This window comes from Sphingomonas turrisvirgatae, assembly GCF_001721295.1.
In the GTDB taxonomy this organism is placed as follows: Bacteria; Pseudomonadota; Alphaproteobacteria; order Sphingomonadales; family Sphingomonadaceae; genus Sphingomonas; species Sphingomonas turrisvirgatae.
Window position 1 is genome coordinate 117942 of sequence record NZ_MDDS01000081.1, and the last position, 13294, is coordinate 131235.

The window sequence follows — 13294 nt, forward strand, 5'->3', positions numbered from 1 at the left end:
TATTGCCGCGCCTTTACGGCAGTTCGCGCTGCGAATCCACTTCGCGTTTCTTACTGGCTGCCGATGTCGATCATCTGGGTTCCGGAAGCGCAGGCAACGGCGGTGCCTGCCAGCGCATCTGCGGCATTCGGCCATTCAGCAACATGCTGGCCAGCACCGATCGCCGCACAATGCAGGCGTGGATGCCATAGCTCAGCAGCCCGACCACCCCGATAGCAACGGCATAGCCGATCAACGGCGGTGCATGATATCGCGCAAGGATCAGGTTGGTAGCAATCAACAAGGGGAAGTGCACGATATAGATCGTGAAGGAAGCAGCGCAGAGGCGCGTCACCCAGGCACCGGACGCCGGGATCCGCATGGCGGAGCTAAGGACCACCAGCACCGCGGCCGAAGGGCATAGCGCGCCCAGAAGGAAGCGGAGCTGCATCTCGACCGCCGCACCCGCAGCGGCGGCATAGCGAGGCGCGATGCCGAGTCTCCAGGCGCCGTAGCCACACACCGCGAGGAGCAGGATCGAGGCCAGCACGGCGGTGCGCCTGAGCATCGTCTCACGGAGCGCACGCGAACTCGCGAGTGCCATGCCGAACAGATAGAGTGGGAGGTACCCGACGATCAGCCGGGTTTCCATCAGCATCGGCTGGAGCGCTGGAGGCGCGATGCGCAGGACGATCCACACCGTAACGACCATCAGGAACAGCGTCAGCCCGGCAAGCGCGGCGATCACGGCACACTGCCCCCAATTGCGCAGGCGTGCGACCACCCGCGCACCATCACGCGATGCAACGTGCCCGACGATCAGGAACGCGACGCCCTGATAAAGCAGCAGTGCGAACAGGAACCACAGATGGTGCCATTCGAACGGCAGGACATTCGCACTTCGATCGGACGGCAGCCCCGCGACGAGCATCGAATGGATCGCCGGTGAAATCACGGCAATACCGAACAACGCTGGAACACCGATGCGAAGTGACCGGCCGGTCAGCCAGTCGCTAGCGTGCTGCCTGCTCAGCGACCGCGCCGCCAGGAACCCCGCGATCGCAAAGAATGCCGCCATCCGGAAACTGGTCGAGATGGCCTCGATGACATGGAACAGGGGGTGGTTGGGCTGAAGCATCGTGCCGTGGAAGAACAGTCCGCCGGCCAGCAAGGCGGCGCGCCAGCTATCCAGACCTGCGATATGGTTGTGGCGCACCGGTCAAGCCTGACGCGGCGGCGCGTTACAGCGCCGGGCTTGATCTGGCAGGATAATCGGCATCGCACCGGCAATGGCTTGCGGCCATTTGCGGTATCCGGCGTCGTTGAGGTGAATGCCGTCCTCGCGGAAGTAGGGGCCGGGACGCCCTGCGATCAGCAACGACGCTTCAATGTCCAGGAAGGCAAGATCAGCCTGACCGGTCGCGATGGCGCTGGCCCGGCGGTTGAAATCCAGCTGCTTCGGTCGATCGTCCCATCGGGTCGGCGACGGCTTGAGCGAGACGATCATCATCTTCATCTGGCCATAGCGGGCACGCTTGGCGGCAATGAATGCTTGCAGGTCGGCAATCGCGTGGTCGGCCGTACCGCCAAATGCAATGTCGTTCTCACCCGCATAATAGACGATCGCGGCGGGCGGCACGCCGTCCGGCTCGTTCTTGAAGCGATGCGTGATCTCTCGCATCGTCGCGCCACCGATCCCGCGATTGCGCGCCTCCCACGGCGCCATATCCTCGGGCATGCTGTGCCAGTTAGCGATCGACGAACTGCCGATGAACCAGATCGAGCATCCGCGGAGCGAGGCTGGAACAGGCGCAGTCGGTAGCGGTGAAGCGGCCGCCTCGGCAAATAGCCGCTCACGTTCCGCATTCCGCCCGAACATCCAGCCAGTCAGCACGGCAACGAAGATCGCGAGCGCGAACAGCAGCTTGCGCCGTACGCCACCTTCCGCCTTCACTGACGCCATCTCGTCCATCGCCTGCTCCCGCCACGCGCGATTCGCATAGCGGGTGCATGCTTAATCGGTGGTAAGCGGCAGTCCGGCGCCGACAGTCAGCCCCGCCCGATCAGCCTCTTGGCGATCGTGTCCGCGACGTCGCTGGCGGGGGCGTCGGTGCGGTCACTCTCGTCCCACACCTCGATCAGACGATCCGGGATGCGCGCAATGCGCGCTTCCACTTCGGCGCGGTCGCCCTGCCCCAGATATTCCAGCCCGACATTGATGATCCCGCCGGCATTGATGACATAGTCCGGCGCATAGAGGATGCCGCGTGCATGGATGCGATCGCCGTCGCCCCGGGTGGCAAGCTGGTTGTTGGCACCGCCGGCCACCGCCTTGCAGTCCAGTGCCGCGATCGACTCAGCGGTCAGCACGGCACCCAGCGCGTTGGGGCTGACAATGTCGGCCGAAACCTGCAGGATTTCGTCAGCGCTCGTTACATCGGCACCGAGTTCCGCAGCCAGCGCAGCCGCTTTGTCCTGATTGACGTCCGCCAGCGTCAGCTTGGCGCCGTCGGCGGCAAGGCGACGCGCCAGTCCACCGCCCACGCTGCCGACGCCCTGAACCGCGACATGAACCCCGCGCATGGAATCGACGCCCAAGGCGCGTTTCGCTGCCGCCTTCACGCCAAGGTAGATGCCAAGCGCGGTGAACGGACCTGGATCGCCACCCGCGCTGCCGCCCTCGACCGGGAGGCCCGACACATGCCGCGTGCGGGTCGCGATCGTCTTCATGCGAGCCTCGGACATGCCCACGTCCTCGGCCGTGACATAGCGGCCACCGAGCGATTCGACCGCTTCGCCGAACGCGATGAGCTCCGCCTCGCTGATCGTCGCGCCAGGCTCTCGCGCCAGCACCACACCCTTGCCGCCGCCAAGCGGCAAGCCGGCCATCGCATTCTTGAAGCTCATGCCGCGTGACAGGCGCAGCGCATCGACAATCGCCGATTCGCTGTTGGCGTAGTGCCAGAAGCGCACACCCCCGGCCGCTGGACCCAGATGGATGCTGTGGATCGCAATCACCGCCTGCAGCCCGGATGCCGCGTCCGTGAACAAATGAACACCTTCGTGCCCATCGAAATCAGCAAGGTCCCAGACGGCAGCCATCACTCGTTCCAGTCGCGTAAGATTATTTCTGGAGCGTGTAATATTGTTTTGAACGGCATCGCGCCAGTGCAAAACGGCAGATCGGGAAATGGGGCGACCGACGGGACTTGAACCCGCAACCCCCGGCATCACAAGCCGGTGCTCTAACCAATTGAACTACGGTCGCCGTGGAGGGGCGCGCTTAGCGGGGGCATGGGGCGCTCGTCAAGCGCCGTGGCGCTGCTTGCGAACAGGGGAGTGCAGCCGAGATTTGCATGGAGTGGATCATCCCGCCGCAATCCCCTCCGCTCGTTTGTGAACCACCCGGCCCTATACAGCGCCGGGTGTCAGCGCTTGCCCATCCTCCGGGCCACGCTGTTCCCGGCGCCGCTTCACAACTTGATCGTGGCGCCCAGGCTGAAGGTGCGCCCCTGATCCCAGCGATTGACATAGACGCGCCTGCCCGACGCGAAGTCCTGAAACTCCTGGAATTTGGTCTTTGTCAGGTTCCGCGCCTCGAACTTCAACTCGATCTCGCCGCCAAACAACGGGATTCCCTGACGGGCGACGAGGTCGAGCCGCACGCCGGGCTTCTCGTAGACATCGGGCAAGAACCCGACGCCTGACGCGTTCGATGCACCGCGCGCCGTCACACGGTCGCTGGCATAATTGACCAGCAGCGTCACCTGCGATGTGGACTGCGTGTCCTCGATGCCCAGTTGAAAGTTGACGAGGTGATCCGACTGCCCGGTCAATGGCGCGCCGTCGCGATACAGCAGGTTGGCGAGGCGCAGCACGATGCCGTTCGGCCCAGCGTTGATGTCCGGCACCGGCGTCGAATCGGCGGTGATCGACGACTTCGTGTAGGTGTAGTTCGCGACCACCAGCAGTCGCCGCGTCGAAAAGAATCCACCGCCGAGGAAGTCGAGCGGCACGTATTTCTGAAGCTCGATCTCGCCCCCGTAAAGCTTGGCTTCCGGCACGTACGAGAAGCCGGTCGTGATCCGCGAATCCAGCGTGGGGAATGCCGAAACCTGCTCGATCGGGTTGTCGATCTTCTTGAAGAAGCCCGCGACAGTCAGCCGCTCGTTGCGGCCGAAAAACCACTCATAGCGGGCCTCGGCGTTGTAGAGCTGGGAATCGACGAGCGCCGGGTTGCCGAAGAACAGGCGATCGCTGTCGAAATCCTGATAGAATTGGGGCGCCAACTCGCGAAACTGCGGGCGTGCGATCGTCTTGGACGCGTGGAGGCGCAGCTGCTGGTTTTGCGCGAAGTTCCAGGTCACCGTCGCCGCCGGCAGCCAATAGCCGTTGTCGAGGTCGGTGCCCGCACCCGCCACGTTCGTACCGACGAATTCCTTGGCGGTTTCGTAGCGCACGCCGATGGTGGCCTTAGCACCCTCCAGCGGCTCGATATCGGCCTGCAGATAGCCTGCATGGATCGTCAGCCCGGCATCGTAGACTGCCGCGCCCTGCCCACCCGAAATGTTGTCGAGCACCAGGCACAGCCCATTGGGACAACCGCCGAGCTGACCATTGATCGCTTGAAGCACTGCCGGCGTCAGCAACAGGTCCGGTCGCAGGTAACGATAGCCGAGCGGCAGCGCCCCACCGGGCTCGTAGCGATAAGCGAAGCTGAAGCGGCTCGAACTGCGTTGCTGGTCCTGATAATAATAGCCAGCCGATAGTCGCAGCGGGAATGCCGTGTTCAGCTTGTAGGACAGATCGGCCTGTCCGCTCCACAAGGTTTCATCCAGTTCGGAAAAGGCGATCTGCGCCTGCTCGTTCGAGGCGTTCAACGCGTTCACCCAGCCGACGCCGGGCTCGATGCGCGAAACGAAGCTGCGCTCGTACGGGGAGTTGCGGCTAGTCTTCGCATAAGCGCCGCGCACATCAAGGCTGAGGTCGTCGAACTTGAATTCGCCGACCAACTGCGATTCGAACAGCTCGCGCTCGAACCAAGCGGTCGTCTGGTTGAAACGCTCGAAGCCCGAGGTGTTGGGGTACAGCGTCGCCGATGCACCGCGCGCCTGTTTCACGGTGTCGTGGATATATACGTTGGTCCAGCGGATCGTCTGATCGCCGAACTCTGCGCCCAGACCCAACAGGCCATTCACGACCGCGCGATTGTCGGTGATGATCGTGCGATAGTCGCTGCGCAGCGTGCCGTCCTCGGCATTGGTGTCCTGCTGGATCGCGTCGCGCGTCTTCCAGCTGTTGCTGATGCCGGCCGAAGCCACGATGCCAAACTGCACGTCACCGGCGTTGAAGCGCTGACCCAGGCTGAGTTCGCCCGAGAAATTGGCTGGGATGTGATAATTGCCCTGCATGATCGTGGTGGGCGAGTTGGCCAGTTGAGCGACCTGATCCGCCGGAATCTGCGCCCCGTTCAGCCCAACTTCCTTGATGAAAGCGGGCACCTTGCGCGTGCCGTCGTCATAGCCGCGCCAGTCGCGACTGCCGCCCTCATAGGTATAGCCATATTCGCTCGTCGTTTCGGTATCGAGCGTCACGCTGCCGCCGATCGAAACGAAGCCCTCTTTTGGGATCGCCTTGGTCGTGAGGTTGATGACGCCACCGCCGAACTCGGCCGGATAGTTGACCGAATAAGTCTTTTGCACGAGCGCCGAGCCGACCACGCTGGTCGGAAAGATATCGAGCGGGACTGTACGGCGCAGCGGCTCCGGCGAAGGCAGCGGCGATCCATTCAGCAACGCCGAGGAATAGCGGTCGCCCAAGCCGCGCACGAACACGAAACCGTTCCCGACGACCGAAAGACCGGTCACGCGTGTCAGCGCGCCGGCAATGTCGCCCTCACCCGTGCGAGCGATGTCCTCCGCCGACAGCACCGAGACGACTTGCGGCGTGGCGCGGATCACGTTCGGGATGTTGCGACCGATCACGACGATCTCGCCGCTGTCGGTCGAGTCAGCACCCGGGGTCGAGATTTCGACTTCTTCTTCCTGCTGATCCGCTTGCCCGGCATCGCTCTGGCTGGTCGGGGTCGTGGACGGCGGTGCGGTCGGGGTCGGTGCACCCGCTGACGCGCCGGACTGGGCAAAGGCCGTCGGTGCGACGAGATTGGTGGTCAGCAGGAGCATGGCTCCGAACGCGAATGGCTTCTTCATGAGCTTGTGCCCCGCTCGATGCTTGAATTGAAAGCCGCCGGGCCGCTGGGCTGGCCCCATCGTCCCGGCGGGTAGGTCACATCGCTGTCAGTTCAGCGATTGTTGCAGGCGAAATAGACCGAGGTGAAAATCGGCGGGCCGTTGTCCTGCAGCGCAGCGTCGGCGGCGCGGAAGGTCGAGCGGGCCGCCGTGCTCGCGATCAGGTTGAGGCAGGGCACCGAGCTTTGCAGCACGCCGTTGACGAACCGGCTGTCCGCACCGCCGCGAATGCGCAGCGCGCCCGTGGTGGCCGCGGTATGGATGAACGTGAAGTTCGAGATGACCGCGTTGGTGCGCGGCAGCAGGTCGTCGTTGTTGTTCGAGTCCACCTCGAGCGTGAACGAGTCGCTGGTGGCGCCGCCCGGCTTCTGTGCGACGACCATAAACTGGACGAAGCCGCGATAGCCGTTGTCGTAATCATAGCCGTCGTCGTCTGCGCCGGTGATTGCGACGTATTTGAGGTTTGCGGTACCGCCGAACACTTCGATGCCGTCATCGGCCGAGTTGTGCGACTGGATATGGTCGAGCTGCGTGCCCGAGCCCACGCCCGCCAGCGTCAGGCCTTGAAGCTCGTTGCCGCCACCGGCCGAGATGTCGATACCGGTGAAGCGGATCTGGACATAGGACATGCGGCCGCTGCTGCTCGCCTTGTCCGGGCCGCCATAGAGGCGGGTGGTCGTCAGGCCCTCTGCCGTGTTGTCGCACGTTGTGCTCGATCCGTTGGCGTCGTTCGGGCCGGTGCCGGTGCGGCACACCCCGGTCGGCGCCTGGCCGAGCAGAAGGATGCCGCCCCATTGGCCCTGCGTCGAATCCGAGGTGCCCGTCGCGGACAGGTTCTGGCGCGAGGTAAAGATGATCGGCTGTGAAGGCGTGCCGACCGCGTCGATCTTTGCGCCCCGGTTGATCAGCAGCACGTCGGGGATCGCATCGGTCGGGTTTGAAACGACCGTCACGCCGGCTTCGATCGTCAGCGTGGGACCGTTGGCGGCACCGGTTGTGCCGACATCGGTGCCGACTTCGACGTTGCCGTCGAGCAGATAGGCAACGCCGGCAATGCGGGGCAGCGTCAGGTTAGTCGTGATGCTGTTGGGCAAGCGGCAGAGGCGCACATTAGTGTTCGTGCCACCATCCGTCGTCCCGGCCGGGCAGGCGCTGGCGGCCGGGGTCGCACTCGCTGCAACGGTGAGGGGCGGCGCGTTGCACGAGGCGCTGGCCGAGCCGAAATTGGCGGAGGGCGAGTTGCAGGTCCATTGCTGGAAGGCCGTGTCACCGGCGCCGCTGAATGCGCCTAGATAACTGCCGGCGGTGAAGAAGCTGCCTGCCCCTACCGTAGCGTTCAGGGTCGTGGGATCGGTCGGGGTCGGGGTGCTCGTCAGCGCCGAGAAGGTCGGGGCGGCAACCGTAGGACCCGAACCGACCGGCCACAAGCGAACGCCGCTCGCATTGTTGTTGCTACCCGGTGCGCCAGTAACGATCCCCAGTTGCTCCGCCGCAGTGATGGTGAAATCCGCACTGACCTGCCCGCCCGTGCCGGCAAACTCCGCCGCGGTGATCGCGGCAGGGGTCGGCGACGGGCTCGGCGAGGGCGCCGGGGCCGGCGGGTTGATGACGACGTTACCGGCGCCCGGCGTCGCGGTGCTGGTCGCGCCATCGCACGCCGCGAGCGTCGCACCCGCGACGCCGGTCATCAGGATGAGGCTGATACGCTTGAAGTCGGCCATGAAAATCTCCGTTTCGATCGGTCCTGCGGTCAGGATGGGCGCGTGCCCGGATCGACTCGGATCATCCCCCCGCCGATCGCACGGACGCCGCTAGGGTGCGTGCGTGACAGTTCGATGCGAGTTCAGGGTCAGATCGGTGACGCTGGCGTTACAGCCGCGTGACGAACGCCAAAGGTGTGCGGCGGGAACGCGCCCGCGCAGATCCGTGGCTCGCTCGGCCGATCACTTCCTCAGCGGCTGCTGAGGCGGGTGCTTATATAGCGAACTAGCTCTCGATTGCGGGGAAAGACCGTCGCACCCGGAGGATCACGTCATTCCTCGCGCTTTCGTATCGAGCCTGCAACGCGGACGAGCACGGCAGTCGAAAGCAGGATCATCGACACCATGCCTCCGATGGCCAGCAACCCGCTGCTGGAAATGCGCACGTCCGCGATTAGCCGCGTATGCCGCCCGATGGCTGCGCCGATCCGCGCTTCATGCCGGGGCTGGTCGGTGATGATCTGCGGTGCCATGGCGCATCAACCGTGGTGCGGCGACTTCGTTCACCTGCCATGGCAGCCGGGCACGAAAAAGCCCGCCAGGTTCCCCCGGCGGGCTTTTGCGATGGTGGGCGCGGCTGGGATTGAACCAGCGACCCCTGCGGTGTGAACACAGTGCTCTACCACTGAGCTACGCGCCCGATACCTGACAACGCCAGGCCGTTTCAAAAACCGAAACGCCCCGGAGTGGCCCGGGGAGCGGTGCCTCTAAAAGGACCGGACGACCTTGTCCAGCCCCCGCCCCCTAGTCGCCGAAAATCAGTTTACCGCATCCTTCAGGCTCTTGCCCGCCTTGAACTTGGGCTGCGACGAAGCCTTGATCGTCATCGGCTCGCCGGTACGCGGGTTGCGGCCGGTCGACGCCTTGCGCTTGCTGACCGAGAAGGTCCCGAACCCGACCAGGCGAACCTCATCGCCCTTCTTGAGCGACGACGTCACGGCATCGAACACCGCTTCGACCGCCTTGCTCGCGTCGCCCTTTGAAAGGCCCGCCGTGTCCGCGACGTTCGAGATCAGTTCCTGCTTGTTCATGCCCGTAGAACCCCTGCTGCTCTGGCTATCGAAAAATGAGACTCGGCACTCTCCCGCACCGGTCGGGCAGGAAAACGGTTCCCCGCCCCCCTGTCAAAGGGAAAGCGGGGAACGGAGCCGAAACGAAGCAAAAAAGATGCTTACCCTAGTGCCGCACTGGCTCCCCGCCGGGCGGCACCGCCGCCGGGGGCTGCGCCGCGAGTTCGTCGGCTTCGGTCCAATCGATGGCGTTGAGCTCGCCCGTCAAAGCAAGTTCGAGCACCTCGTCGACATGTTTGACCGGCACGATCTTCAAGCCTTCACGGATATTGGCAGGAATTTCCGCCAGATCCTTCTCGTTCTCGTGCGGAATCAGTACGGTGGTGATCCCGCCGCGCAGCGCCGCCAGCAATTTCTCCTTGAGCCCGCCGATCGGCAGAACGCGACCGCGCAGCGTCACCTCCCCCGTCATGGCGACCTCACGCCTTACCGGCACGCCGGTCAGCGTCGAGACAATCGCCGTCACGATGCCGATGCCGGCCGAAGGGCCGTCCTTGGGCACCGCGCCCTCGGGCAAGTGGATGTGCACGTCCTTGCGCGCGAAGATCGATGGCTTGATGCCATAGGCCGGCGCGCGCGCCTTGATGAAGCTGAACGCGGCCTCGACCGACTCCTTCATGACATCGCCAAGCTTGCCGGTCGTGCGCACCGCGCCCTTGCCGGGAACGGTCACGCTTTCGATGGTCAGCAGTTCGCCGCCGACCTCCGTCCAGGCAAGGCCCGTCACTGCACCGATCTGATGCTCCTCTTCCGACAGGCCGTGGCGGTACTTCTGCACCCCGGCGAACTCGTGAAGGTTGTCGGGCGTGATCGTGACGCTCTCCGCCTTGCCCTCCAGGATGCGGCGCAGCGCCTTGCGCGCAAGCTTCGCGATCTCTCGCTCCAGCGTGCGGACGCCGGCCTCACGCGTGTAGCGCTGGATCAGTGCACGCAGCCCTTCGTCGGTCAGCGTGAACTCGCCGGCCTTGAGGCCATGCGCATCGATCTGCTTTTCGATCAGATGCCCCTTGGCGATCTCGACCTTCTCATCCTCGGTATAGCCCTCCAGCCGGATGATCTCCATGCGGTCGAGCAACGGCTGCGGCAGGTTCAGCGAGTTGGCCGTGGTCACGAACATCACGTCGGACAGGTCGACGTCGATCTCGAGATAATGGTCGTTGAACTTGCTGTTCTGCTCCGGGTCGAGCACTTCCAGCAGCGCCGAGGCGGGATCCCCGCGGAAATCCTGCCCGAGCTTGTCGATCTCGTCGAGCAGGAACAGCGGGTTGGACGTGCCGGCCTTCTTCAGATTCGACACGACCTTGCCCGGCAATGACCCGATGTAAGTCCGGCGATGGCCGCGGATTTCCGCTTCATCGCGCACGCCGCCCAGCGACTGGCGGATGAACTCGCGGCCCGTGGCCTTGGCGATCGACTTGCCGAGGCTGGTCTTGCCGACACCTGGCGGGCCGACAAGGCACAGGATCGGGCCCTTGAGCTTGTTGGTTCGCGCCTGCACCGCCAGATATTCGACGATGCGGTCCTTGACCTTTTCAAGCCCATAGTGATCGGCGTCGAGCACCGCCTCGGCCTCGACGAGATCCTTTTTGAGCTTCGATTTCTTGCCCCATGGCAGGCCGAGCAACACGTCGAGATAGTTGCGCACGACGGTGGCCTCGGCGCTCATCGGTGCCATGGTCTTGAGCTTCTTGAGTTCGCCCTGCGCCTTGGCGCGTGCTTCCTTGCTGAGCTTGAGCGTGGCGATCTTCTGGGTCAGCTCGGCGATCTCGTCGCCCTCGCCTTCCTCGCCCTCGTTGCCCAACTCGCGCTGGATCGCCTTCAACTGTTCGTTGAGATAATATTCGCGCTGAGTCTTCTCCATCTGGCGCTTGACGCGCGAGCGGATTTTCTTCTCGACCTGCAGGACGCCGAGCTCGCCTTCCATGAAGGCAAATACCATCTCGAGCCGCTTCTGCGGATCGGTCTCGATCAGCAACGACTGCTTGTCGGCGACCTTGACCGCAATGTTGCCGGCGACGGCGTCGGCAAGGCGCGACGCTTCCTCGATCTCCCCCAGTTGCACTGCGGTTTCCGCCGGCAGCTTGCGGTTCAATTTGGCGTAATTCTCGAACTGATCAATGACAGAGCGCATCAGCGCCTGAACGTCGGTACCTTCCGGCACCGTTTCCTCAACCGGCGAGACAGTGGCCGTCAAATAGTCACCGCCCTCGGTCAGCTGCTCGAGCCGGCCGCGCTCCTTGCCCGCCACCAGCACGCGGACCGTGCCGTCGGGCAGCTTGAGCAGCTGCATGACCTCAGCCGAGACTCCGACATCGTAGAGGTCTTCCCGGCCCGGATCGTCCTGCGCCGGGTCGAGCTGCGCGACCAGGAAAATCTCCTTGTCGTCGGCCATCGCCGCCTCAAGCGCGGCGACCGACTTGTCGCGGCCGACGAACAGCGGCACGATCATGTGCGGAAAAACGACGATGTCGCGAAGCGGCAATACGGGGTAGTTGGACTTCATGAGCACTCCAGCGCCGCCCACAAGGGGCGGATTCGTAGGACTATATGGGGTGTTGGTGCGTTGCATCAATCCGCTTGCCCTATCGTTCCTGTTGATGGTGCCCGCCGCTTCGGCTGCCGCGCAGAAGGGCGAGCCGCCGATCACGCCCCTGACGATGCGGTCAGGCGGGGAGATCGAGCCGGAGCGTGCGGCATTACGCCTGGAGCGGGTCGACCTGTCGCTGAACGTGGATGCCGCGCGCAAGCAGATCGCTGGCGTCGCTGAATTGCGGCTGAGGACGAGCATGAAGCAGACCCGGCTGCTGATCGACCTGGACAGGAACCTGCCGGTCTCCTGGATCGAGATCGACGGTGCACAGCTGGCAACGGGAAGCTGGAGCAATCCCGAGGGGCGGTTGATCATCGCCCTGCCCCGCCCAGTCTCCGCGGGTGGCACGGTGATAGCCAGGATCAGCTATGCCGGACAGCCGCACGAGGCAGTGAATGCGCCATGGGATGACGGCTTCGTCTGGTCGAATTGGCAGGGCAAGTCGTGGGTCGCGACGACGGCGCAGGGCTATGGTTGCGACCTGTTCTGGCCATGCCTCGATTTTCCGGCAGGCGAGATACCACTGATCCGTATCGCCGTGACGTCGACGGAAGGCATGGCGATCGCGAACGGCCGGCTGGTCAAGCGAAGCGGCGACCGCTGGACGTGGGAAGCGAAGAACATCAATCCCTATCTCGTCGCGATCAACATCGGGCCTTATCGTGAGATCGCCGGCAGCTATGCCAGCCGCTTTGGGAACAAGGTGCCGCTGCATCTGTGGCATCTGATCGGCAGGGACCGCCAGGCGGCGGGCCTGTTCGCCGAATTTGCGCCCACGCTCGATTTTTATGAGGCGATGATCGGCCCTTTCCCCTTTGCCGACGAGAAGCTGGGCGTGGTCGAAACGCCGCACCTTGGCATGGAGCATCAGACCGTCAACGCCTATGGCAACGACTACAAGAAGGACGAAACTGGCTTCGACTGGCTGTTCCACCACGAACTGGCGCACGAATGGTTCGGCAACCAGATGACGGCCGCTAACTGGGACGATTTCTGGCTGCACGAGGGCTATGGGCAATACATGCAGCCGCTGTACGGCCAGTGGCGCGAAGGCGAGGCGCGCTATGCCGCGATGATGGCGAGCCAGCGCCAGCGGATCATGAATGCCAAGCCGCTGGTTTCCGGAACGATCCGCACATCGGAGGACGTGTACGAGATCGGCAAGGGCGGCCCTGGGCAGGACATCTATTTCAAGGGCGCTTGGGTGCTGCACACGCTGCGCTACCTGATCGGCGACGCGGCGTTTTTCGATGCGACGCGGCGGCTGGTCTATGGCCGCGCCGATCCGCGGCCGGGCAACTTCAAGCCGCGCTTCGCCTCGACGGCCGAGTTCGAGGCGTTGATGAGCGTGGCCGCCGGGCGCGATCTTGGCTGGTTCTTCGACGTATATCTGCGCCAGGCGGCGCTGCCCGAACTGATCCAAGCCCGCGATGGCAATCGCGTCACTTTCCGCTGGAAGACACCCGCTAGCCGCCCCTTCCCCTTGCCGGTCGAAGTATCGGTTGACGGCACGACGCGGCGTCTCGCCATGATCGGCGGATCAGAGACGATCACCGCACCGCCGAGCGCGCATATCGTCCCCGACCCCATGGCCCGCACCCTGCGCCGCAACGAAGCCATCGAAGCGATGCAGGCGCGGCGCTAGCG

General features: G+C 64.2%; 9 protein-coding genes and 2 tRNA genes. 1 reads left to right on the forward strand and 10 read right to left on the reverse strand.

Going from position 1 to position 13294, the window contains the following annotated elements; genetic code table 11:
• Positions 1-70: 70 nt before the first annotated feature.
• The 10 genes from BFL28_RS18930 to lon all read right to left on the reverse strand — a co-directional run bounded on the left by BFL28_RS18930 (position 71) and on the right by lon (position 11560).
• Positions 71-1195, reverse strand: a complete 1125-nt coding sequence (locus BFL28_RS18930) for an acyltransferase family protein (protein WP_069322081.1) — start codon at positions 1193-1195, stop codon at positions 71-73.
• A 3-nt stretch (positions 1196-1198) separates the two neighbouring features.
• A complete protein-coding gene (locus BFL28_RS18935) occupies positions 1199-1951 on the reverse strand; it encodes a GDSL-type esterase/lipase family protein (protein ID WP_069322082.1) in 753 nt (250 codons plus the stop codon).
• 77 nt (positions 1952-2028) lie between these two features.
• On the reverse strand, positions 2029-3081 hold the full coding sequence (locus BFL28_RS20815) for a Leu/Phe/Val dehydrogenase (protein ID WP_069322115.1): 1053 nt from the start codon (positions 3079-3081) through the stop codon (positions 2029-2031).
• 89 nt (positions 3082-3170) lie between these two features.
• Positions 3171-3247, reverse strand: a tRNA-His gene (locus tag BFL28_RS18945).
• Between the two features lie 205 nt (positions 3248-3452).
• On the reverse strand, positions 3453-6188 hold the full coding sequence (locus BFL28_RS18950) for a TonB-dependent receptor domain-containing protein (RefSeq protein ID WP_069322083.1): 2736 nt from the start codon (positions 6186-6188) through the stop codon (positions 3453-3455).
• A gap of 92 nt (positions 6189-6280) precedes the next feature.
• Positions 6281-7948, reverse strand: a complete 1668-nt coding sequence (locus BFL28_RS18955; RefSeq protein WP_069322084.1) for a hypothetical protein — start codon at positions 7946-7948, stop codon at positions 6281-6283.
• 311 nt (positions 7949-8259) lie between these two features.
• Entirely contained in the window at positions 8260-8460 is a 201-nt protein-coding gene (locus tag BFL28_RS18960) for a hypothetical protein (RefSeq protein ID WP_069322085.1), read from the reverse strand.
• A gap of 92 nt (positions 8461-8552) precedes the next feature.
• Positions 8553-8627: transfer RNA gene (locus BFL28_RS18965), tRNA-Val, on the reverse strand.
• 118 nt (positions 8628-8745) lie between these two features.
• Positions 8746-9018 carry an HU family DNA-binding protein gene (locus BFL28_RS18970; protein ID WP_069322086.1) on the reverse strand — a complete coding sequence of 91 codons (273 nt, stop codon included), beginning with the start codon at positions 9016-9018 and terminating at the stop codon, positions 8746-8748.
• Between the two features lie 145 nt (positions 9019-9163).
• Positions 9164-11560 carry an endopeptidase La gene (lon, locus tag BFL28_RS18975; RefSeq protein ID WP_069322087.1) on the reverse strand — a complete coding sequence of 799 codons (2397 nt, stop codon included), beginning with the start codon at positions 11558-11560 and terminating at the stop codon, positions 9164-9166.
• A 94-nt stretch (positions 11561-11654) separates the two neighbouring features.
• Between lon and BFL28_RS18980 the strand changes: the two genes are divergently transcribed.
• Positions 11655-13292, forward strand: coding sequence for a M1 family metallopeptidase (locus BFL28_RS18980; RefSeq protein ID WP_069322116.1), 1638 nt, complete (start codon positions 11655-11657; stop codon positions 13290-13292).
• Positions 13293-13294: the final 2 nt, after the last annotated feature.

Excerpts from the sequence above, each read along its gene's own strand:
- BFL28_RS18935 (WP_069322082.1), bottom strand. The coding sequence starts at position 1,951 with ATGGACGAGATGGCGTCAGTGAAGGCGGAAGGTGGCGTACGGCGCAAG.
- BFL28_RS20815 (WP_069322115.1), bottom strand. The coding sequence starts at position 3,081 with ATGGCTGCCGTCTGGGACCTTGCTGATTTCGATGGGCACGAAGGTGTT.
- BFL28_RS18950 (WP_069322083.1), bottom strand. The coding sequence starts at position 6,188 with ATGAAGAAGCCATTCGCGTTCGGAGCCATGCTCCTGCTGACCACCAAT.
- BFL28_RS18955 (WP_069322084.1), bottom strand. The coding sequence starts at position 7,948 with ATGGCCGACTTCAAGCGTATCAGCCTCATCCTGATGACCGGCGTCGCG.
- BFL28_RS18960 (WP_069322085.1), bottom strand. The coding sequence starts at position 8,460 with ATGGCACCGCAGATCATCACCGACCAGCCCCGGCATGAAGCGCGGATC.
- BFL28_RS18970 (WP_069322086.1), bottom strand. The coding sequence starts at position 9,018 with ATGAACAAGCAGGAACTGATCTCGAACGTCGCGGACACGGCGGGCCTT.
- lon (WP_069322087.1), bottom strand. The coding sequence starts at position 11,560 with ATGAAGTCCAACTACCCCGTATTGCCGCTTCGCGACATCGTCGTTTTT.
- BFL28_RS18980 (WP_069322116.1), top strand. The coding sequence starts at position 11,655 with ATGGTGCCCGCCGCTTCGGCTGCCGCGCAGAAGGGCGAGCCGCCGATC.